Origin of the sequence: Nonomuraea sp. NPDC050202 (genome assembly GCF_040656115.1) — a bacterium.
Lineage (GTDB): Bacteria > Actinomycetota > Actinomycetes > Streptosporangiales > Streptosporangiaceae > Nonomuraea.
On record NZ_JBFALF010000001.1, the window covers coordinates 204,838 to 225,456 of the forward strand.

At 73.4% G+C, this 20,619-nt stretch carries 21 protein-coding genes; 7 read left to right on the top strand and 14 right to left on the bottom strand.

Annotated features, from left to right (window positions below):
• Positions 1 to 13: 13 nt before the first annotated feature.
• The gene (locus tag AB0I79_RS01105; protein WP_357865620.1) at positions 14 to 778 is read left to right on the top strand and encodes a TetR/AcrR family transcriptional regulator; all 765 of its coding nucleotides are present in this window, start codon (positions 14 to 16) and stop codon (positions 776 to 778) included.
• On the opposite strand, the gene AB0I79_RS01110 is transcribed toward AB0I79_RS01105, so the two are convergent.
• A complete protein-coding gene (locus AB0I79_RS01110) occupies positions 752 to 1,903 on the bottom strand; it encodes a hypothetical protein (RefSeq protein ID WP_357865621.1) in 1,152 nt (383 codons plus the stop codon). The two genes, AB0I79_RS01105 and AB0I79_RS01110, sit on opposite strands and share 27 nt — an antisense overlap.
• A gap of 76 nt (positions 1,904 to 1,979) precedes the next feature.
• Here AB0I79_RS01110 and AB0I79_RS01115 point away from each other — a divergent pair, with 76 nt between their 5' ends.
• Positions 1,980 to 2,651 (top strand): TetR/AcrR family transcriptional regulator C-terminal domain-containing protein, encoded by a 672-nt coding sequence (locus tag AB0I79_RS01115; protein WP_357865623.1) that lies wholly within the window; start codon positions 1,980 to 1,982, stop codon positions 2,649 to 2,651.
• Here AB0I79_RS01115 and AB0I79_RS01120 read toward each other — a convergent pair.
• Positions 2,605 to 3,507, bottom strand: coding sequence for a protein phosphatase 2C domain-containing protein (locus tag AB0I79_RS01120; RefSeq protein WP_357865624.1), 903 nt, complete (start codon positions 3,505 to 3,507; stop codon positions 2,605 to 2,607). The two genes, AB0I79_RS01115 and AB0I79_RS01120, sit on opposite strands and share 47 nt — an antisense overlap.
• A gap of 160 nt (positions 3,508 to 3,667) precedes the next feature.
• On the opposite strand from AB0I79_RS01120, the gene AB0I79_RS01125 reads away from it, so the two are divergent.
• On the top strand, positions 3,668 to 4,042 hold the full coding sequence (locus AB0I79_RS01125; protein ID WP_357865625.1) for a hypothetical protein: 375 nt from the start codon (positions 3,668 to 3,670) through the stop codon (positions 4,040 to 4,042).
• A gap of 5 nt (positions 4,043 to 4,047) precedes the next feature.
• Here AB0I79_RS01125 and AB0I79_RS01130 read toward each other — a convergent pair whose 3' ends face one another.
• The gene (locus AB0I79_RS01130; protein WP_357865627.1) at positions 4,048 to 4,413 is read right to left on the bottom strand and encodes a MerR family transcriptional regulator; all 366 of its coding nucleotides are present in this window, start codon (positions 4,411 to 4,413) and stop codon (positions 4,048 to 4,050) included.
• 83 nt (positions 4,414 to 4,496) lie between these two features.
• Here AB0I79_RS01130 and AB0I79_RS01135 point away from each other — a divergent pair, with 83 nt between their 5' ends.
• Positions 4,497 to 5,129, top strand: a complete 633-nt coding sequence (locus tag AB0I79_RS01135; protein ID WP_357865628.1) for an SDR family NAD(P)-dependent oxidoreductase — start codon at positions 4,497 to 4,499, stop codon at positions 5,127 to 5,129.
• Positions 5,130 to 5,430: 301 nt separating this feature from the next.
• Here AB0I79_RS01135 and AB0I79_RS01140 read toward each other — a convergent pair whose 3' ends face one another.
• The 5 genes from AB0I79_RS01140 to AB0I79_RS01160 form a co-directional block, all read right to left on the bottom strand.
• Complete coding sequence (locus AB0I79_RS01140) at positions 5,431 to 6,288, bottom strand: GNAT family N-acetyltransferase (protein ID WP_357865629.1); 858 nt, start codon at positions 6,286 to 6,288, stop codon at positions 5,431 to 5,433.
• A gap of 22 nt (positions 6,289 to 6,310) precedes the next feature.
• Positions 6,311 to 7,393 (bottom strand): hypothetical protein, encoded by a 1,083-nt coding sequence (locus tag AB0I79_RS01145; RefSeq protein WP_357865631.1) that lies wholly within the window; start codon positions 7,391 to 7,393, stop codon positions 6,311 to 6,313.
• A gap of 160 nt (positions 7,394 to 7,553) precedes the next feature.
• Positions 7,554 to 8,057, bottom strand: a complete 504-nt coding sequence (locus AB0I79_RS01150; RefSeq protein WP_357865633.1) for an SRPBCC family protein — start codon at positions 8,055 to 8,057, stop codon at positions 7,554 to 7,556.
• Positions 8,054 to 8,539: a metalloregulator ArsR/SmtB family transcription factor gene (locus AB0I79_RS01155; protein ID WP_357865634.1), complete on the bottom strand. Its 486-nt coding sequence runs from the start codon at positions 8,537 to 8,539 to the stop codon at positions 8,054 to 8,056. Before AB0I79_RS01155 ends, AB0I79_RS01150 begins: the two co-directional genes overlap by 4 nt.
• A gap of 22 nt (positions 8,540 to 8,561) precedes the next feature.
• Positions 8,562 to 9,449 (bottom strand): LysR family transcriptional regulator, encoded by an 888-nt coding sequence (locus tag AB0I79_RS01160; RefSeq protein WP_357865635.1) that lies wholly within the window; start codon positions 9,447 to 9,449, stop codon positions 8,562 to 8,564.
• A 76-nt stretch (positions 9,450 to 9,525) separates the two neighbouring features.
• On the opposite strand from AB0I79_RS01160, the gene AB0I79_RS01165 reads away from it, so the two are divergent.
• Positions 9,526 to 9,879: a DoxX family protein gene (locus AB0I79_RS01165; RefSeq protein ID WP_357865637.1), complete on the top strand. Its 354-nt coding sequence runs from the start codon at positions 9,526 to 9,528 to the stop codon at positions 9,877 to 9,879.
• Here AB0I79_RS01165 and AB0I79_RS01170 read toward each other — a convergent pair.
• The 4 genes from AB0I79_RS01170 to AB0I79_RS01185 form a co-directional block, all read right to left on the bottom strand.
• Entirely contained in the window at positions 9,876 to 11,651 is a 1,776-nt protein-coding gene (locus AB0I79_RS01170; protein WP_357865638.1) for an NAD+ synthase, read from the bottom strand. The two genes, AB0I79_RS01165 and AB0I79_RS01170, sit on opposite strands and share 4 nt — an antisense overlap.
• Positions 11,652 to 11,703: 52 nt before the next feature.
• Positions 11,704 to 13,152, bottom strand: coding sequence for a BTAD domain-containing putative transcriptional regulator (locus AB0I79_RS01175; protein ID WP_357865640.1), 1,449 nt, complete (start codon positions 13,150 to 13,152; stop codon positions 11,704 to 11,706).
• Positions 13,153 to 13,201: 49 nt separating this feature from the next.
• On the bottom strand, positions 13,202 to 15,055 hold the full coding sequence (locus AB0I79_RS01180; RefSeq protein ID WP_357865641.1) for a sensor histidine kinase: 1,854 nt from the start codon (positions 15,053 to 15,055) through the stop codon (positions 13,202 to 13,204).
• 135 nt (positions 15,056 to 15,190) lie between these two features.
• Positions 15,191 to 16,384 (bottom strand): MFS transporter, encoded by a 1,194-nt coding sequence (locus AB0I79_RS01185; RefSeq protein ID WP_357865643.1) that lies wholly within the window; start codon positions 16,382 to 16,384, stop codon positions 15,191 to 15,193.
• A 59-nt stretch (positions 16,385 to 16,443) separates the two neighbouring features.
• Here AB0I79_RS01185 and AB0I79_RS01190 point away from each other — a divergent pair, with 59 nt between their 5' ends.
• Entirely contained in the window at positions 16,444 to 17,418 is a 975-nt protein-coding gene (locus AB0I79_RS01190) for a DUF5937 family protein (RefSeq protein WP_357865644.1), read from the top strand.
• Positions 17,419 to 17,430: 12 nt separating this feature from the next.
• Here AB0I79_RS01190 and AB0I79_RS01195 read toward each other — a convergent pair whose 3' ends face one another.
• Positions 17,431 to 18,477, bottom strand: a complete 1,047-nt coding sequence (locus AB0I79_RS01195) for a terpene synthase family protein (protein WP_357865646.1) — start codon at positions 18,475 to 18,477, stop codon at positions 17,431 to 17,433.
• A gap of 23 nt (positions 18,478 to 18,500) precedes the next feature.
• Entirely contained in the window at positions 18,501 to 19,046 is a 546-nt protein-coding gene (locus AB0I79_RS01200; protein ID WP_357865648.1) for a hypothetical protein, read from the bottom strand.
• A gap of 156 nt (positions 19,047 to 19,202) precedes the next feature.
• Here AB0I79_RS01200 and AB0I79_RS01205 point away from each other — a divergent pair, with 156 nt between their 5' ends.
• Positions 19,203 to 20,564: a glutamine synthetase family protein gene (locus tag AB0I79_RS01205; protein ID WP_357865650.1), complete on the top strand. Its 1,362-nt coding sequence runs from the start codon at positions 19,203 to 19,205 to the stop codon at positions 20,562 to 20,564.
• The last annotated feature ends 55 nt before the right edge of the window (positions 20,565 to 20,619 follow it).

A 20,619-nucleotide genomic window follows, 5' to 3' on the forward strand; every position in this document is an offset into this window, starting at 1 on the left:
AAGGAGGAGTTCGATGGCGCAAGACCGGTTGCCCCCCATGCTGCAGCGGTTGTGGGGGCGCGAGCCGGTGCCGCGCAGGGGGCCGCGGCCGCGGCTCGACCTGCCCACGATCACCGCCGCCGCCATCGAGCTCGCCGACGCCGAAGGGCTGGCCGGGGTGTCGATGAACAGCGTGGCCACGAAGGTCGGGGTGGCGGCGACGGCGCTGTACCGGTACATCGGCAGCAAGGACGACCTGCTCACCTTGATGTCCGACGCCATCGCCCCCGACCCGCCGGATCCGTCGGGCCTGCCCTGGCGCGACTACCTCGCCCTGTGGACCCGGCTCCAGCGCGACCTCGTGCTGAAGCACGGCTGGGTGCTGCAGATCACGAAGTTCGCCCCGCCGCTCGGCCCGCGGCGGCTGCTCTGGCTGGACCGGGCGCTGGCCGCGCTCGACGGCACGGGTCTCGACGACGGGGAGAAGATCAACGTGGCCAGCGCCCTGACCGGGTACGCGCTGACCGACGCGGCGATCGTCCAGTCGGCCGGGGCCGGCTTCCAGGAGTTCGAGGAGGCCGGGATCGGGGGCGCCGCCGACTACGGCGAGATGCTGGTGGAGCTGCTCGACCCCGAGCGCTACCCCGCCGCGTCGGCCGCCGTGCGGGGCGGCGCCTTCCGCGGCGCCGAGGGCTGGGTCCACGACGACGACTTCCGCTTCGGCCTCGACCTGCTGCTCGACGGCGTGGAGCAGCTCATCGCGCGGCGCGCGTCAGGAGGTCAGGTCGGCGGGCAGTAGCTGCTCGGTCAGCAGCCGGCGTACCCGCTCGGGGCCGGTCGCCCACCGCCGCACCAGCTCCCATCCGTGGAAATATCCGAAGATGTACGGGCTCATCGGCGAGGGCTTGAGCAGCCCGAGCGCCGCCGCCACCTCGCCGTCACCGTAGAGCGACCACCGCGCCAGGTACGCGGCCAGCTCCGCCTCGTCCCGCCCCTCATCCGCCAGGAACGCCGCGTTGCCCCAGACGCCCCACAACACGTTCCTGGCCCGGTGCACGGCCGCGAAGTCGCTGCCGTCCGGCCGGATGCCCAGCTCGGGAAAGACGTTCGCGTTCAGCCACGCCTGCGCCTCGTCCCCGGGGAACACCAGCTCCTCGGCCAGCAGCCCCAGCCCCTCGCTGAGCACGAACGACGGCGACAGCATGAACCGCACCCGCTGCTCGTCCCCGAGACGCAGCTCCTTGAGCATCGACTCGGCGATGTGCCCGGGATGCCCCTCGTGCGCCACCAGATACAGCAGGTCGGCGACGTTGAACGGGATCGCCCTGTTGATGTGGATGGTGGACTTCAGCCCGCCCTCGTAGTCACCCGCCCCGTGGAACCCCACGCCCTCGACCAGCCGGCACTCCACCACCTCCCCGGGCGGCAGCGGGACGATCGCGCCCGTCCGGGCCCGCGTCTCCGCCACCGCCCGGTCCACCAGCCCGGGCAGCCGCTCGATGTCCCGCAGCGTGTGCGCCTCCTGCCACGCCCTGAGCCGGTCGGCCGGCGTGCCGGAGGTCCTCGGCAGGGCCGCGTCCAGGTCGGCGTGTGCCTGCTCGAACACCTCCTCCGGCACCCACCGCGGCTCCAGCCCCAGGCACTGCCGCCCGTACTCGGCCAGCGGCAGCCGCTCGCCGTCCAGGTGACGGGCCATGGCGCGGACGGCGCGCACGTGGGCGGCGAGGTAGGCGGTCGGCGCGCACTCCATCAGCCGCTCCGCCTCCTCCGCCAGCGCCCCCGCCGCGGCCGGCGGCTCCGCCTCCACCGCCGCGGCCCACTCGGCCGGTCCCCGGTAGATCAGCGCGGTGCCGCTCGCGCCGCCCGTCGCCAGCCGGCTGATCCGCAACGCCAGCATCGCGTGATCCCGGTGCCACTGCTCCATCTCGTCCTCCACGGTGTCGTTGGGGCGCCTAAGCTAGCCGTACGGATTTCCGTACAGTGCACGGAAAGGCTGGAGGATGCCGGAGACGATCTGGTTCCGCGAGGACGCCCGCCCGCGCAGGCCCCGGCTGTCACGCGAGCGCATCGTCGAGGCCGCCGTCGCGCTCCTCGACGCGGAGGGCGTGGCCGGGTTCTCCATGCGGGCGCTCGCCGCCCGGCTGGGCGCCGGGACGATGTCGCTCTACGAGTACGTCCAGAGCAAGGAGGACGTCCTCGACCTGGCCCTGGACGAGGTGATCGGCGAGATCGAGGCGCCCGGGGAGGCGGGGCCGTGGCGCGACTTCCTCACCGCGCAGCTCACGCAGAGCCGCGCCGTCATGCGCCGCCACCCCTGGGTGCCCGCGCTCACCGCCACCCGCCCGCTGCTGGGGCCCCAGGCCGTGGCCCGGTCCCGGCTGTTCTACTCCGCCCTGGCCGGGGCGGGGCTGGAGGGGCCCGTGCTCACCGCCGCCGTGGGGACGCTGACGTCCTACGTCAACGGGTTCGTCGCCGCGGAGAACACCTGGTGGCAGAAGGTCCGCACGCCTGCCGCGGACGCCGAGATCCGCGCCAAGGTGGCAGGGCACCTGGACGGCGAGCTCGCCCGGCTCAGCCAGGTCGAGGACGCGGACTTCGACGGGCAGTTCCTGCTCGGCCTGGGCCTCATCCTCGACGGGATCGAGGCCCGGCTGGCAGGAGCAGGGCGGTGACGTTGTCCTGGCCGCCTGCCGCCAGGGCGTGGTCGACGAGGGCCCGGGCGGCGTCCAGACCGCCGGCACGGGCTTGGCCGCGCTGGTCGTTGGAATGGGTTCGGCTGTGCAGGCCATCGGCACGGGCCTGGTCGCGCAGGGCGCCGGCGTCGGGGAAGTGGCGCCACAGGCCGTCCGTGCACAGCAGCAGGAGACCCGGGGTGCTGGGGCGGTAGCTGCGGACGCGCGGCTCGGGGCGGCCCGCGTCGGCGCCCAGCCAGGCGGACAGGGCCTCGTGCTCGCCCGTGTCGTCCTCCGTCATGGCCGTCGCGACGCCCTCGCCGGGGAGCCAGTACGCGCGGCTGTCGCCGACCCAGCAGGCCCACACGCCGTCCGGGCCCGCGATGCCGGCGACGTACGTGCACGCGGGCGCCCCCTGCGTCAGCGGATCCCGGGGGCGGGCGGACGGCGCGCCGAGGGGAGCTTCGCGTGAGCCGGCGAGGGCCGTGACCGCCCGGCCCGCCCGGATCGCTCCCTCCGCCAGCGCCGTCTCCGGCAGCGCGCCCGCGCGCAGCAGCGCGATCGTCGTGGCCGCGCCCGCGTCGGCGGCGACCTGGGCGGCGCGCTCCGGGCGGGGCGACATGGACACGCCGTCGCACACCACACCCACCGCCCACGCGCCCGCCCTGGCCAGGGCCATCGCGTCGGCGTTCACGGCCCGTCGCAGGCCCCGGTCGCTGACCCCGGCGGCGCCGGCGTCCGTCGTGAGCTCGACGTGGGAGCGGAAGGCCGGTTGCGCGGCCCCGCAGTCCCAGCAGTGGCCGTCGGGGGCCACGGTGCCGCCGCCGCACGCGACACAGCGGGTCATCTCCGTCATGGCCTCACGATCCTCCCAGATCCCGGCGGCGGTAGCTTGGCACGCGACCGCGAGCGAGTGGGTGATGGTGCACCAGCACCTGTCCGTTCCGTACGACCCTGCGACGGGGGAGGCGGAAACCGGCCTGCGGCCATGATCCGGCGCCGCTAGCCTGGCGGCCATGTGCACCTACGCGATGGTCCACTACAAGGTCCACTACGTCTGCCTGCCGTGCCGCCGCAGCCACAAGCAGCCGTGGCACGGCGGGGAGCACCGCTGCGCCCGCTGCCGCCGGCCGATGCTGTACGCCGGTCACGACTTCGCCGCGCCGCGGCGGGCGGACGAGCGGGGGTGGCGGGCGGTCGCCGCCGTGCTGGAGGCCGGGCTGCGGTACGAGGGGTTCGAGCCCTGCGGGTGCGGGCAGGAGCCGAAGTACCGGCCGCGGACGAGCGCGCAGGTGCGGGCCCGGCGGCGGGTGGCGGCCCGCACGGGGCTGACCGAGGCCGAGGCCCTGGCACTCCGCGACCCTTCGGACGCCTCGCCGTCCCAGGGGTGAGGACGTCAGCGGGGCTGCTGCCGGACGGTCGCGAGCATGGTGTCGAGCGCCTGCTGGGACGTCTGGAGCCGTTCGATGCTCTCGGCGATGCGGCGGCGTTCGCGCTGGAGGTTGTCCACCATGCCGGGGCAGGCGGTCGGCACCATCCGGTCGCCGTCGTCGTGGACGCAGTCCAGCAGCCGCGCGATGACGGACGTGGGCAGGCCGGCGGCGAGCATCGTACGAATGTGGCGCACGGCGGCCACGTCCGCGTCGCCGTACTCGCGGTAGCCGTTCGCCAGCCGCCGGGGCCGCAGCAGGCCCTGCTCCTCGTAGTAGCGCAGCAGCCGCCTGCTGACCCCGGTCTCGCGGGCCAGGTCACCGATCCTCATGAACTTCCTTGACCTTCACATCGATGTGACGCCTTACCGTCGCGAGCGTCATGAATGCGACAACAACGTGAAGGAGCGGATCGATGCCTGGAGCGGTGATCGTCGGGTCGGGACCGGGGATCGGGCGGGCGGTGGCCCGCCGGTTCGCCAAGGAGGGGCTGGCGGTGGGGCTCGTCTCGCGTACCGGTAGCTCCCTCGGCCTGGACGGAGTGCTCACGTACCGAGCGGACTGCGGGGACGAGGACGAGCTGCGCGCGGCGCTCGACGCGGCGACGGGCGCGCTCGGCACGCCGGACGTCGTGGTGTACAACGCTGCCGTCATCCGCCCTGACTCGCTCGCTGAGGCGAACGCTCGGGCGCAGCTCGAGGCGTGGTCGGTGAACGTGGTGGGCGCGCTCATCACGGCCGCGCACGTGGTGCCCGCGATGGCGCGGCGCGGCGGCGGAACGTTCATCGTCACCGGCGGAATGCCCGAACCCAAGCCCGCGTACGTCAGCCTCTCCCTGGGCAAGGCCGGGGTGCGGACGCTGGTGGCGATGCTGGACGAGGAGTACGGGCCGTCGGGTGTGCACGCGGCCAGCGTCACGGTCGCCGGGCCCGTCGCGCCGGGTACGGCCTTCGATCCGGACGACATCGCCGAGCACTACTGGCGGCTGCACACCCAGCCGCGGGAGGACTGGGAACGGGAGGTCCTGCACGCGGGAACCCACGGGTGAACCCGGCCGGGGACCTGCTCGGGCGTGGGTCTGCCGGTCGCGCATCTGTCGGGTGGGGTGCCTCTTGACCGTGCCCCTGAGGGTTGTGCGCCTGAGGGTTGTGCGCCTGCCGGTTGGGCGCCGTGCGTGCTGCGCCGGTCATCGCCGCGTGGCGCCTCGCCGCACCGGCGCTGGGTGGTGCCGGGTTGAGGCCGAGCGGCCCGCTCCGTGAGGGAGGCTGGGCCGTCAGAGGCTGTGGCGTGAGGGTGGCCTTGTGCGGGTGGCCGCTCCATGCAGTGGCTCGGGTGGGAGGTGGGTGGTGTCAGGTGGTGAGGTGCCAGAACCAGCCGAGAGGGCGGAGTCGCAGGCGCTGGGCCACCCGTTGCGAGGAGTGGTTGTCCGCGCTCGTGCTGTAGAACAGGTGGATCCCGGGCAACTGGTCGGCCCAGGCGGACGTGGTGGCGGCGGCGTAGCCGCGACCGCGGTACGCCGGTGAGGTCCAGGTGCCGGCTTCGGCGCCCAGCGGGGTGAGGCGGGCGCTGTGGCAGATCGAGACCACCTGCCCGTCCTCGGCGACCATCGCCCAGGGCGCTCCCGCTCTGCCGCTGGTGAGCTCGGCCCACTCGGCGGGCTCCCAGGAGCCGGGCCGCGGTAAGGAGCGTACGAGGTGGAGGTGCTCGGCGGAGTCCGATCTGAGGACCTCCACCGCGAGGCCGGCCCGGACGGGCGGGGTCACGAGGTAGCTGGGGCCTCCCGACACCTTGACCTTCTCGCCCCCCAGCAAGGCCCGGCAGGCCGCCAGCACGTCCGGTGGCGTGCCGAAGTCTGGCGGGGCGTTGGGGCCTTGCGGGGTGCCAAGGCCTGGTCGGGTGCCGGGGGCTGGCGGGGCGTTGGGCTCTGGCGGAGTGCCGAGGCCTGGTCGGGTGCCGGGGGCTGGCGGGGTGCTGAGGTCTGGTGGCGTGCCGAGGTCCGGCGGAGTGGGGGTGCTCGCGGTGACGAGGGAGAGCAGGCGCTCGGCCAGCTCATCCGGTACGCCGCTCGCGACGGCCGCGGTCATGCCGCCGGCCGCCACGCCGATCACCATGTCCTCCGGCCCCGGCAGGCGCCCGCGCTCGTCCAGGCGCCAGATGACGCCCAGCTCGATCTGGAGCAGGTCGATGTCCCGCGCCTCGTCCGTCACAAGACCCCTCTCGGCCGGTGCCTCACGAGATCGATGCCACCTCGGCCCCGGTCAACGTGAACGGGACGGTCGCGGCCACCCTACCGTTGACGATCACATCGAGCTCCCGCGGGCCCGGCGGCTCGTCGCGCGTGGTGACCGGGCGGAAGGAGTGGCTCTTGCGTACGGTGAACGTCTCGCCGGCCCCGCCCGCCTCCCGCTGCCCGAGATGGAACACGCGGCGCGAGCCCGCCCGCCGCACGGCGTACTTCAGCAGCACCGGCCCCGCCGCCTCCGCCGTGACCGTGACCGTGAAGGCCAGCTTGCCGCCCACGGCCACGGTGGGCGAGTCGAGGGACAGCTCGTTCACGGCGCCGCTGCCCGGCGTGGCGCCCACCAGGGCCAGGGCCTCGGGATGGCCGGCCCGCAGCAGCCCGCGGACCGCGTGGCGCAGCACCCGTTCCACGTGGGAGCCGCCGCCTGCGCGCCACTCCGCCAGCAGCTCCAGCGCGACCTGCGGATGATCCTTGGCCAGGTCGTTGACGTGGTTGGCGACCGAGCGGCGCACGTACTCGCTCGGGTCGTCGCGCAGCCGGTCGAGCAGGGGCAGCGTCGGGCCCGGCGTCATCAGCCAGCCGACCCGGGTCGCCCACGGCAGGCGCGGGCGCGAGCCCTCCGAGGCCAGCCGGCGCAGGTGCTCGTCGGGCGACTCCGCCCACCCGTACATGATCTTGATGGCGTCGTCGCGGTAGCGCTCCAGGTAGGGGCGGACGGCGAACTCGCCCGTGGCGTACGGCGTGAGTGCGGCCAGCGTCTCCATCGCGGCCTCCAGGTGGTCGAGCCCCTGGACGGCGGTGTGCTCGGTGGCGGGCCAGCCGCTCCACATGTCGAGCGTGGCGGCGCACTCGCGCACGAGCGCGGCGGCCTGCGGATAGGGCAGGGGCAGCGCGTCGTGCAGGGCCGCGGCGACGTGCGCGACGCGGGCCTTGAGCTCCAGGCCGTCGAGCCCGGTCAGGGCCTGCGCGGTGAAGCGCGCCCGCGGGAACGCCGGCCAGGCGGCGGCCAGGCCGTCGGCCAGCACCGACACCGACCGGTTGTTGATCATGTCTTTCAGGGGTTGAGCCACGCGGCCACTGTGCCAGGAGCCACCGACAATTCCAGGCCGCCGGTCGTCCCCGGCCGGGAGGGCCGGTGGTCGGTGGCCGGACGCGGTGAGCCCAGGTCGTCCGTGACCGGACGTGGTGAACGCCGGTCGTCACTGGCCGGACGTGGTGAGCCTCTGGTCGTCAGTCGCCGGAGGTGGTGAGCCCGGTGTAGTACGCCTGCATCGACGGGTAGTACGCGTCGAAGCCCGGCGCGGGCGAGCCGTCGCGCGCGGCGACGAGCAGGTCCAGGTAGTACTCCCAGCCGGGACCGATCTCCCCGATGCCGTCCACCGTGTCGAGGTGCTGGACGAACCGCAGCTCCGTCACCCCGTCCGACTCCTCCAGCAGCAGCTCGACGTGCCAGGCCCCGTGCTCGTCCACGGACGAGACGGCCAGGCGGCGGGGCGGCTCGCAGGCGTCGATGCGCAGGTCGGACCAGGGCTGCTGCTCCTCGAAGACGAGCTGCACCTTGACCGTACGGCCGGGCGCCGCGTCACCCTCCCACGGCCCGAACCAGCGGGCCGTGCGTTCGGGCTCGGTGATGCTGGCCCACACGTCGCCCGCGGGCGCGCGGAAGGTGCGGGTGAGGACGAGGTCCGTGCCGTCGTCGGTGCCGAACAGCCGGCCTGTGGGGATGGGGCTCATGCGGTGCTCTCCTCTCCGGAGACGCCTGGCGAGGCGTCACCCGTGGTACGGCGTTCCCGGCGCGTGCGGTACACCTCGGTCTCCAGCGCGTCGAGGCGGTGCTCCCAGCCGGGAGGCCGCACGAACGGCCCGAGCCACGCGACCAGTTCCCCGAACGGCCCGGGATCGAGCGTGTACAGGCGCTGCCTGCCGACGAGCTCGGCGCGGACCAGCCCGCTGCGCCTGAGCACCCGCAGGTGGCGGCTGACGGCGGGCCGGCTGATCGCGAAGCGCTCGGCGACCTCACCGGCCGGCAGTGGCCCCTGCCGCAGCAGCACGAGGATCTGCCGCCGCACCGGGTCGGCGACGGCCCCTGCCACCTCGTCCAGGCGCGCCTCCACCGCCTCGTCCGCACAGGCTTCCACCGCCTCGCCCGGACAGGCTTCCTCCGCCTCGCCCAGGCGCGACGCCTCGTCCACGCGCGCCCTCGCCGCCTCGCTCACACCCGAAAGCGTAACCTGCTGGTTACGTGTGTTCAAGGCAGCACCGCACGAAGTCCTGCACGACGGGATCGGCGTCGTCCGCAGGTGCCCAGGCGACGGCGACCTGGCTCGCGCTGACCCCGGTGACCGGCCGGTACGTGACCCCGGGCCGCGCGTAGTAGCGGGCCGCCGACTCGGGCGCCAGGGCGACGCCGTACCCGTTGGCGATCGCGCTCAGCCACTCGTCCGGCTGGCCGGTGACGGCGCCGATGCGCACCGGACGCCCGTCGCGCTCATCGGCGCCCACCCAGTAGTCCCGCCACGCCCCGGTCTCCTCCGGCGCCGCGACGAACGGCTCGTCCCACAGCTCGCTGAAGGCGATCACCTCCCGCTCGGCGAGCGGGTGCGAGGAGGGCAGCGCGATCCAGCGCGGCTCGCTGAACAGCACCTCCACGCGGAACTCGGCCTGCCCGGGGAACGGCAGCCGCAGCAGGGCGACGTCGACCTCCCCGCCGGCGAGCCCGGCGCTCGGGTTCGCCCACGAGGCCTGCCGCATGTCGGCCCGCCAGCCGGGCCGCCGGCGCGCGAACGCCGCCACGATCTCCTGGGTGGCCTCGTTCGCGGCACTGGCCAGGAAGCCGACCCGCAGCACGCGCGCCGCCTCGCCGGCCGCGCGCCGGGTCGCGCGCAGCGCCAGGTCCCAGGCGGCCAGCAGGTCGGGCACCCGCTCGGCCAGGGCCCGGCCCGGCTCGGTGAGCGCCATCCCGGCCTTGGAGCGCGTGAACAGCCGCACCCCGAGCTGCGCCTCCAGCTGCTTGATCTGCTTGGTCAGCGCGGGCTGCGACACGTACAGCCTCCCGGCGGCGAGGGTGAGGCCGCCCTCCTCCGCCACGGCGGCGAAGTAACGCAGCAAACGGGTGTCCACATCCATGCCATCAGGTTATGGATGCGGGTATTGGACGCCCGTGGCGGGCCCGGCAAGGCTGGAGGGAAAGGAGGTGCGAAAGATGTACGGCGCCTATCTGGCGGTGACCTTCATGACGATCGCGGCCAACGTCTGGGCCGCCGCGGCGGACGTGGCGCGCGCCAGGTTCGTCCTGGCCAACTCCAGCGAGCTGGGTATCGCGAGCTCCTGGCTGCCGCTGCTGGCCGCGTTGAAGGCCGCGGGGGCGGCGGGCCTGGTCCTCGGGCTGCTGGGCGTGCGCTTCCTCGGGCTCGCGGCGGCGGCCGGGCTGGTCGCGTACTTCGCGGGCGCGGTCGTCGTGCACGTCCGCGCCCGCGTGTTCCACAACTTCGCCTATCCGGCGGGCTTCCTGGCCCTGGCCGTGGGGTCGCTCGCGCTCGGAGCGGCGACGGCCTAGCTGGTGCTCTCCCGCCAGCGGTTGGTGATGGGCAGGCGGCGGTCACGCCCGAAGTTCTTGGGCGTGATCTTGGGGCCGGGCGGGTACTGGCGGCGCTTGTACTCGGCCAGGTCCACCAGCCGGATCACCCGCGTCACCAGCGCGGGATCGTGCCCGGCCGCGATGAGCTCCTGCGAGCCCATGTCCTTCTCGACGTAGTCGTCCAGCAGCCGGTCCAGCACCTCGTACGGCGGCAGCGAGTCGGTGTCGCGCTGGTCGGGGCGCAGCTCCGCGCTCGGCTCCTTGGTGATCGAGTTCTCCGGGATCGGCCGCTCGGCCTGGAGCAGGAAGCCCGGGCCGGAGTTGGCGTTGCGCCACCTGGACAGCTCCCACACCATCGTCTTCGGCACGTCCTTGATCGGCGCGAAGCCGCCGGCGGAGTCGCCGTAGAGGGTGGAGTAGCCGGTGGCCAGCTCGCTCTTGTTGCCCGTGGTCAGCACCAGGTGGCCGTGCTCGTTCGACAGGCCCATGAGGATCATGCCGCGCACCCGGGCCTGGAGGTTCTCGGCGGCCAGGCCCGATAGCTCGATCTCCTTCTCGAACGCGTTGACGATGTCGGCGATCGGCACCACCTGCGCGTTGACGCCCTGCCTGCGTACCAGCTCCTCGGCGTCGGCCAGCGAGTGGTCGGAGGAGTAGCGGGAGGGCATGAGCACCACGTTGACGCGCGAGGGGCCGATGGCGTCGGAGGCGATCGTGGCGGTCAGCGCGGAGTCGATGCCGCCGGAAAGGCCCAGGATGACCGACTGGAAGCCGTTCTTGGCCACGTAGTCGCGCACCGCCAGGACCAGCGCCGAGTAGACCTCGGCGTGCAGGTCCAGCCGCTCGGGGACGGCGGAGGGCACGGCGGTGTACGGCGCGACGGGCTCGGCGGACAGCACCAGCCTCTCGACCGTGATCGTGGAGCCGTCGCCCGCGTCGTACGGGTACGTGCCCGGCTCGGCGTCGGAGACGGGCAGGCCGTCGAGGTCCACGACCAGCAGCTCCTCCTCGAACTGCGCGGCCCGCGCCACCAGCTCGCCCGACGCGTCCACCACGATCGAGTCGCCGTCGAAGACCAGCTCGTCCTGCCCGCCGACCTGGTTGACGTAGACGAGCCCGCACCCGGCCTCGCGGGCCCGGCGCACGCACAGCTCCAGCCGTACGTCGTCCTTCTCCTTCTCGTACGGCGAGGCGTTCGGCGCCACCAGCAGCCCGGCCCCCGCCTGCCCGACGACGGACACGGGGCCGCCCTCCTGCCAGAGGTCCTCGCACACCGCGATCGCCACGTCGACCCCGTGCAGCCGGAAGATCGGCAGCCGGTCGCCGCGCACGAAGTAGCGGTACTCGTCGAACACCCCGTAGTTCGGCAGGTGGTGCTTGGCGGTCCGGGTGACCACCTCGCCCTTGTGCAGCAGCGCGGCGGCGTCGAGCGGGGCGCCCTTCGGCTGGCCCACGCGGGGGGCCAGGCCGGCGCGGTCCACGTAGCCGACGACCACCGGCAGGTCGCCCAGGCCCTCCTGCTCCAGCCTGCGCGCCACCTCCTCCAGCGTCCGGATGCTGGCGTCCACGAAGGAGGTGCGCAGCACGAGGTCCTCCACCGGATAGCCGGTGAGGAACATCTCGGTGAAGACCACGAGATGGGCCTCGCGCTCCGCCGCGTCGCGGGTCCACGCGATCAGTTTGTCGGCGTTGGCGCTCAGGTCGCCGACGGTCGGGTTCGTCTGTGCCAGGGCAATGCGGAGTTGTGCCACGTGAACAGCCTAGTACGCCCCGATTTTTATCGTCAAAGCGACGAAAAGCCGGTCATTTCGCCCCTGGGGTGACCAGGCCCGACTCGTACGCGGCCATCACGAGCTGCGCCCTGTCGAACAGCCCGAGGTGCTCCAGCAGCGACTTCACCACCAGGCCCACCTCCTCCTCGGGCAGCGCGAGCGTCTGCCCGATCTGCCGGTTGGTCAGCCCGCGGGCGACGAGCTTGAGCACGTCCAGCCGGTCGTCGGGGAGCCCGGCCAGCGCCGGCGGCGAGGCCGGGTCGGTGCGCCCGGTGAACGCCGAGATCAGCCGCGTGGTCACGGCCGGGTCGATGAGCGCGTCGCCGGCCGCCGCGGCCCTGATCGCGGCCAGGATCTGCTCGGGCGGCGAGGTCTTCAGCACGAACCCGCTCACCCCGGCCCGCAGCGCCGCGTACAGGTTCTCGTCGCTGCCGAACGTCGTCATCATGACGACCTTCGGCGGCCGCTCCCCGGCCAGGATCCTGCGCGCGGCGGCCAGGCCGTCCAGGCGCGGCATCTGGATGTCGAGCAGCACCACGTCGGGACGCGTCTCGCGGACGGCCGTGATCGCCTCCTCGCCGTTGGCCGCCTCGCCCGCCGGCGCGAACCCGGCCTCGCTGTCCAGCATGGCCTTCAGCCCGGTACGCACCAGCGCCTGGTCATCGGCCACCAGCACGCGCAGCACCCCGCCGTCCGCGGGCTCGGCGGGGGGCTCGGCGGGGGGCTCGGCGGCGGGCTCATCCAGGCGCTGGGCCAGCATGTCGGCCTCCAGCCGCTTCAGCCCGGCCGACAGGTCCAGCCCCAGCTCGTCCCGCCACACGGCGCGCGCCCTGCGCAGCGCCGCCAGCGCGTCGCCCTGGCGCCCCATCCGGTAGAGCGCCACGGCCAGCAGCCGCCACGCCTCCTCCCGCAGCGGGTGCGCCGACGCGTGCGCCTCCAGGTCCGCCACCAGCGACGTCGCCCGGCCCAGCGCCAGCCCGGCGTCGGCCCGCCGCTCCACGGCGATCAGCCGCAGCTCCTCCAGCCGCCCGGCCTCGGTCGCGGCCCAGCTCAGCTCCGCGAACTCGGCCAGCGCCGGCCCCCGCCACAGCTCCAGCGCCGTGTCCATGGCCGCCCACACCTGTGCGGACGTGCCGTCGGACTTCACCAGGCTCTCGAAGTGCCAGGCGTCCACCTGCTCGGTACGGGCGCGCAACGCGTACCCGGGCGGCGCGGACACCAGCACCCCGGCCTCCTCGCGGGGCGCGCGGCCGGGCTCCAGGGCGCGGCGCAGCCGCGAGACGTAGCCCTGGATCGTGGACAGGGCCTGCGCCGGCGGGTCGCCCGGCCAGAGCTCGTCGATGAGGGTGTGCACGGGCACGGCGCGGCCACCGGCGACGAGCAGGCGTGCGAGCACCGCCCGCTGCCGCTGGCCGCCGAGGTCGAGGGGGGCGCCGTCGGCCCAGGCCTGGAACGGTCCGAGAGCGGTGAAGGTCAGCATGTCAGGCGTAACTGTAGAGGCAGAACGGGTCTGGGTATATGGGGAAATATCAGAGAGGCAGCTCGGCGTCGACCACGGTGCCCCCTCCCTCCGCCTCCCGCACGACACAGGTGCCTCCCAGCTCGGCGGCCCGCTCGCGCATCGAGCCCAGCCCGACCCCCGCCCGCGCGTCCGGCGGGATCCCGCTCCCGTCGTCGGTGACGGTGATCCGCAAGGTCTCCGCCCGCCGCAGCGCGACCGCGATCGTGGCGGCGCCGGAGTGCTTGCGGGCGTTGGTGAGCGCCTCCTGCACGATCCGGTACGCGGCCACCTCGACGGCCGCGGGCAGCCCGTCGAGGCCGCCGGAGACCTCGACCGGCGTGCCGGCCAGCTCCGTCACCGCCCCCGCCAGGCCCAGCTCGTCGAGCGCCGGCGGGCGCAGGCCGTACACGAGCTGCCTGATGTCGCCGCTGACCGCGTCCATGCCGGCGCGCAGCTCGGCCAGCAGCAGGTCAGCGCGCTCGGGCGCGCTGCGCACGGACAGGCGGGCGGCGTTGATCGACATGGCCATGCCGGTGAGCGACTGGCCGAGCCCGTCGTGCAGGTCGCGGCGCAGCCGCCGCCGCTCCTCCTCGCGCGCGGTCAGGATGCGCTCGCGCGAGCGCTGCAACGCGGCCGTCAGCCGCACCGCGTGCGCCGCGTCGGCGATGTACGGGGTGAGCGTGGCCAGCACCCGCTCGTCGTGCGCCGCGGGGAACCTGCGCCTGTCGGTCGGCCCGACCAGCAGCAGCCCGACCGGCTCGCCGTGCCACACCAGGGAGATCACCCGCGCGGGCGGGCCGAGCGAGCCGGAGGTGGTGGTCGTGCCGTCCAGCTCGACCGCCACGCCCGTCACCGACAGGCCCTCGCGCAGCGTGTCCAGGGTGGCCAGCAGCCCGTGCACCGGGTCGGCGTGCTGCAGCCGGTGCCGCAGCCGCCTGGCCAGCGTGCCCGGCACGCCGGTGCTGCCGTACAGCAGCCGGTCCACGCCGCGCTGCATGCCGCGCCGCATCGGCTGGAAGGCCGCCCCGGCGAACACCGCCGCCGCGATCCCGGCCACCTCGTCGACCTCGGCGAGGAACAGGCTGCTCGCGGCGCTGACCGCCACGTACACGCCGGTGGTCACGATGATCAGCGCGGTGCCGATGAGCGCGCGGGTGATCAGCGTGTCGATGCCGAACAGCCGGTAACGCAGCACCGCCACCGCGATGGCCGCCGGGATCAGCGGGATGAACAGCGTCGCCAGCCACCAGAACGGATCGCCCAGCATCCACGGCACCAGCAGCCCGGGCAGCGCCACCACCAGCCACAGGAGCTGGCGCCGTTCGGCCGCGTCGCCGCGCCTGAACCGCACCACCAGCGAGACGAACGCCAGCGCCATGGCCGCCGACACCATCCAGTGCGCGGGCTCCCGCAACGTTCTCTGCCCGCTCAGCGCGCCGGCCCAGTCGAGCGCGACGCCCATGACGGCCAGGACGACCACCCAGCGCCAGCGCCTCGACAGCAGCCTGCCGGCCGGGTAGAGCAGGGGGAGCAGCACGCCCAGCGCGAGCTGCAGCACGTGCCAGGTGAGGTTGATCAGCGGCCAGCCCACGGCCGCGTGCCCGAACAGCAGGTGGAACGTGTTCGCCGACAGGATGTTGGCGGCGGCGCTCAGCCCGCCGACGCACAGCAGCCAGCCGATCACCAGCCGCGGCCTGCTGTTCACGAGGATCGCGCCGAAGACGGAGAACGCCGTGCCCGCCACGTCCTCGGGGGCGAGCGGCAGCGGCGTCCAGGACGGTTGCGGCAGTTGCGCCGTCACCCAGATGTCGGCGAGCTCGAACACGACGGCGAGCGTGGCCATGCCGATCGCCACACTGCGCGCCAGACCTGCGTGGCGCATCCCACCGCCCTTCCCACCCCATGATCGGGGTGAAAATTACCGGTGGGCTGCCAACGTCCGATCAAAATTTTCTCAACGTGCTCCGCACCTGGTCGGAGCAACAATAGCGGGCCGCGGCCGGCACGGTCAGCACGGTCAGCGGCGCCGGACCGCGGGGCCGAGCAGCAGCATGCCCGCCGCCGACGCCAGGCCGACCCCGCCGATCGTGAACCACAGCGCCCCCGAGCCCAGCTCCAGCAGCGGCCCGCCGAGCAGCGGCGCCAGCACCGCCGACAACGACCACGAGAACCCGAACAGCCCCGAGTACCGCCCGCGCAGTTCGGCGGGCGCCAGCGCGGCCACGATGGCGCCGGGGATCCCGGCCGTGACGATCTCCCCGGCCGTCCAGATCACGATCGTCACCGCCAGCCCGAGCACGTTGGTCACGTACGCCGTCATCGCGAACCCGACGCCCATCACCGCCAGCCCCAGCGCGAACGTGCGCGCCGGGTCCCTGCGCCCCAGCCACCCCGACACCAGCGGCTGCACGACGACGATCAGGATCCCGTTCAGCGCCATGGCCACCCCGAACTCCTGGGGCGACAGCTTCACCACGCCGGTCATCGCCACCGGCAGCATGGTCATCGTCTGCGAGTAGACCAGCGCGTTGCCCAGCGCGACCAGCGTGAACCCGACCATCACCCGGTCGCGCAGCACCACCCCGAACCCGCCCGTCACCTGCCTGGTCTCCGGCCTGGTCTCGGGCACCGCCCGCCACACCAGCACGGCGAAGACCACGCTCGACACCGCGTCGATCCAGAACAGCCAGACGAACCCGAGCCCGGCCAGCCATCCGCCGGCCGTCATGCCCACCGAGTAACCGAGGTTGATCGCCCAGAACAGCAGCCCGTACGCCCGGGGCCGCTCCTCGGCCGAGACGAGGTCGGCGACCAGCGCGTTCGAGGCCGGCCGGTAGACGTCGATCACCAGCCCGAGCGCGAACATCGAGGCCAGGATCGCGGGCAGCGAGGTGCTGTACCCCAGTGCCAGCATGCAGGCGGCCGTGGCCAGCATGCCGCCCGACAGCGTGGCCCGGCGCCCGATCCGGTCCGCGAGCACGCCCGCGACGAGCTGCGACAGCAGCGAGCCCGCGCCGAACACGCCCATGACCAGGCCCGCCGCGGCCACGGACAGGCCGCGGCTCTGGGTCAGGTAGACGCCGGTGAAGGGCATGACCATGGTGCCCAGGCGGTTCACCAGCGTGCCGCCCCACAGTGCCCAGAACGGGCGGGGCAGTCCGCCGATCTGGGACTTGAGGAAGGAGGGCCTCTCGGCAGTAGTGCTTGACACGCCTCATAGGGTGAGATTTCCGGTTTCGCGGTGCGAACGATTTAGCGCACACTAAAAGCATGTCCATCACCTGGGCGCTGAGGCCGGAGGACGTGGCGCGCATCCGGTTCGCCTTCTCCCCGATGTGGGAGCTCGTGGCCAGCCTGCGCACCCTCCAGCAGCCCGCCCGGCAGTCGATCCACCTGCCCTGGCTCAAGGCCGTGCGGCCCCGCCTGGCCGGGCTCGACCTGTCCGAGCTGTTCGCACTCGTGCCGCCGAGCGGCTATCTGGCCGACTTCATCACCCCGCCGCCCGACACGCCGATGCCCGACTTCGCCGCCGAGCTGGACCGGGTCAGGCGCACCGACCCCGCGCTGGCCCGCGAGGAGGCGCTGAAGGTGCGCGGCACGGACCCGGCCGTGATCCAACGGTTCGTCGCCGACCCCGAGGCCGGGGTGTCGAGGGTGGCAGACGCGCTGGAGGCGTACTGGGAGGGGTGCTTCGCCGAGTTCTGGCCCCGCGTGTACGCCCTGCTGGAGCGGGACGTGCTGCGCCGGTCGCGGCAGCTCGCCCAGGGCGGGGCGCGCGAGCTGTTCGCCGCGCTCGACCCGGCCGTGAAGTGGACGGGGGAGCTGCTGCTCGTCGACCGGCCCTGGTGCGCGTCCGGCGGGCTGCACGGCGACGGGCTGGTGCTGGTGCCCAGCGCGTTCTACTGGCCGGCCGTGGCCGTGATGACGGCGCCGTACCAGTCGATGCTCGTCTACCCCGTGCAGGGCGTCGGCACGTTGTGGGAGCAGGGCCCGCCGCCCGCGCCGGGCGCGCTCGCCGCGCTGATCGGCCGGAGCAGGGCCGCGATCCTGCTCGCGCTCGCCGAGCCCGCCACCACCTCGGCGCTGGCCGTCCGCATGTCGCTCACGCCCGGCGCGGTCAGCCAGCACCTCGGCGTGCTCAGCGGCGGCGGGCTGGCGGTGGGCATGCGGATCGGCAAGCAGGTCGTCTACCGCCGCACCCTGGCCGGCGACATGCTCGCCGCCGGCCCCAGGGCACACGCGTAGCGTGCGCGGGCCTCACGCGTAGCGCTGGGACTCCAGGAGCCAGTCCAGGTGCGCGCGCGGGGCGGCCAGGTAGGCGCAGGCCACCTTGCTGACGTCCCTGGCCGCCTTCGGCGCCAGGTCGTCCAGCGGCAGCCGCCTGGCCGCCTTGCGCATGTCCTGGCAGCGCGCGGCGATCCGGTCCAGCACCCAGGCCGTCGCCTCCCGCTCGCCCAGGCCGAGCTGCCGCATCGCCAGCACCACGAAGTTGTGCACGTCGCCGCGCTCCTTCGGCCGCGAGGCCACGTCGTTGCACCAGGCCGTGACGTCGCTGCAGGCGTTCACGAGCTGCTGCCACGGGTCCGACTCGTGCACCCAGACCGGCACCTCCACCCGCAGGCACGGCTCCACCAGGTCGTACAGGTACGGGCCGACCGTGCCCCTGCGCAGCGCCGGATACTCCTCCAGCGTCGGCATCCGCCCCGCCGCGCGGTTCTCCGCCTCGGCGCGGCAGGCGTCGTACTGGCGCTGCAGCCCCACCGCGAACCTGGCCCGCCACTGGTCGCTCATCCGCACGCTCGTCACCCGCCACAGGTCGGCGAAGGCCGCCTCCAGCGGATGGCAGGAGGTGCCCTTGAGCATGCCGTGGAAGATCTCCAGCGGGCCCGAGCGCTCGTCCAGCTCGTCGTCCAGATGGAACAGCCAGGTCAGCCACTGCGCGAACAGCGCCGCCGCGGCCGCGTCGAACTCGGCGAACGCCCGGCCAGCCATCCGGTGGTAGCCGACCCCCGGATCGGCGCGCAGGCCGGTACGCCTGGCCCAGTCGATGACCGCGGCCTCGATCGCGTACACGGCCGGATGCATCCTGCACGGCGCCGCCATCGCGGGCACCCGCTCGGTGAGCGGCAGCAGCGCCAGCGCCGCCGAGCCGCCCCTGCGCGGCAGCGGCAGCAGGGACGTCAGGGCCGAGCGCAGGGCGGTGCGCGCGGTGGTGAACACCGTGGCGAACACGGTGGTGGTCGTGGCGGTGCTCACGGTGTCCTTCGCGGTGTCCTTCGCGGTGTCCTTCGCGGCGCTCTTCACTGGAGTGTTCTTCACCGTGCTGTTCACAGGGGTCCGAAAAGCCAGTTGCCGGCGGCGTTGGGGTCGTCGCCGCGGTAGTAGTCGGCGGCGGCCGTGACCAGCTCGTCCACGGTGAGCACGCCCCTGCCCGCCCGGTCCAGCCGGTCGAACGCCTGGTCCACGTCGTCGTAGGCCACCCCGAACGCGCACAACATCGTGCGGAACTCGCCCGGCCCGATCTCCCCGTCGTCGTCGCCGTCGCACAGTTCCGCCACCGCGACCGTGGCCGGCCTGAACACCGGGTCGTACTGGTCGCCCGTGACGAACGCCGCCGTCATCCCGCGCAGGAAGTCCGGGCGCGCGATGCCGCAGTCGCCGTCGCGCTCCAGCGTCTCCGACAGGGTGGACCAGATGCGGTCGAAGCCGTCCACGAGACTCGCCCCGGCGACCGAGGTGGGGGACTCCCCGAAGCCCACCAGGATACGGGCGCCCAGCCCCAGCAGGTCCTCGCGCTCGACGACGCCGTTGCCGCTCGCGTCGATGTGGTCGAACGCCCGATCGAGCTTGTGATTGAGCAGGTCGATAGCCACCAATGCCTCCCCCGAGACTGACTGCGTGATCACAGTAAGTCGGGGCGGGCCCTTTGTCAGCGAGGCTCGCACCGGCACCCCCCGTAACGTGTGCGAAACACGGACACGGCATGCTGGTGTGTACACCTGTACTGTCCGTACGAACGAGGGGATGCCGTGGACCGCCAGCAGGAGTTCGTGCTCCGCACGCTCGAGGAACGCGACATCCGGTTCATCCGGCTGTGGTTCACTGACGTGCTCGGCTTCCTCAAGTCCGTCGCGATCGCGCCCGCCGAGCTCGAGGGGGCCTTCGCCGAGGGCATCGGCTTCGACGGCTCGGCCATCGAGGGCTTCGCCCGCGTCTACGAGTCCGACATGCTCGCCAAGCCCGATCCGGCCACGTTCCAGATCCTGCCGTGGCGCAGCGAGACGCCGGGCGCGGCCCGCATCTTCTGCGACATCCTCATGCCCGACGGCACGCCGTCGCACGCCGACCCGCGCTGGGTGCTCAAGCGCACGCTCGCCAAGTGCGCCGACATGGGCTTCACCTTCTACACCCACCCGGAGATCGAGTTCTTCCTGCTGAAGAACCGTCCCGAGCCGGGCGAGCGGCCCGAGCCGATCGACTCCGGCGGCTACTTCGACCACACGCCCCACAGCTCCGGCCACGACTTCCGCCGCCAGGCGATCATGATGCTGGAGTCGATGGGCATCTCCGTCGAGTTCAGCCACCACGAGGGCGCGCCCGGCCAGCAGGAGATCGACCTGCGCTACGCCGACGCGCTCACCACGGCCGACAACATCATGACCTTCCGCCTGGTCATGAAGGAGGTCGCGCTGGAGCAGGGCATCTGGGCCTCGTTCATGCCCAAGCCGTTCACCGAGCACCCCGGCTCCGGCATGCACACGCACATGTCGCTGTTCGAGGGCGACCGCAACGCCTTCTACGAGGCCGGCTCCGACTACCGGCTGTCCAAGATCGGGCGCTCGTTCATCGCGGGGCTGCTGCGGCACGCCGCCGAGATCACGGCCATCACCAACCAGTGGGTCAACTCCTACAAGCGGCTCTGGGGCGGCGCCGAGGCCATCGCCGGGCAGGGCGGCGAGGCGCCCTCCTACGTGTGCTGGGGCCACAACAACCGCTCGGCCCTGGTCCGGGTGCCGATGTACAAGCCGCACAAGGGCGGCTCGACCCGCATCGAGTTCCGCTCGCTCGACTCGGCCTGCAACCCCTACCTGGCCTTCGCGCTGATCCTGGCCGCCGGGCTGAAGGGCATCGAGGAGAGCTACGAGCTGCCGGCCGCCGCCGAGGACAACGTCTGGACGCTGACCAGCGCCGAGCGGCGCGCCCTCGGCATCCAGCCGCTGCCCGGCTCGCTCAACGACGCGATCGAGGTCATGGAGCGCAGCGAGCTGGTGGCCGAGACGCTGGGCGAGCACGTCTTCGACTTCTTCCTGCGCAACAAGCGCAGCGAGTGGCGCGAGTACCGGCGCCACGTGACCGAGTTCGAGCTCGGCCGCTACCTGCCCGTGCTCTGACCGGAAGCCCGGCCGGCCGAAGCCCCGCCTGGCGCCGAGGGTCCTGCTGACCGAA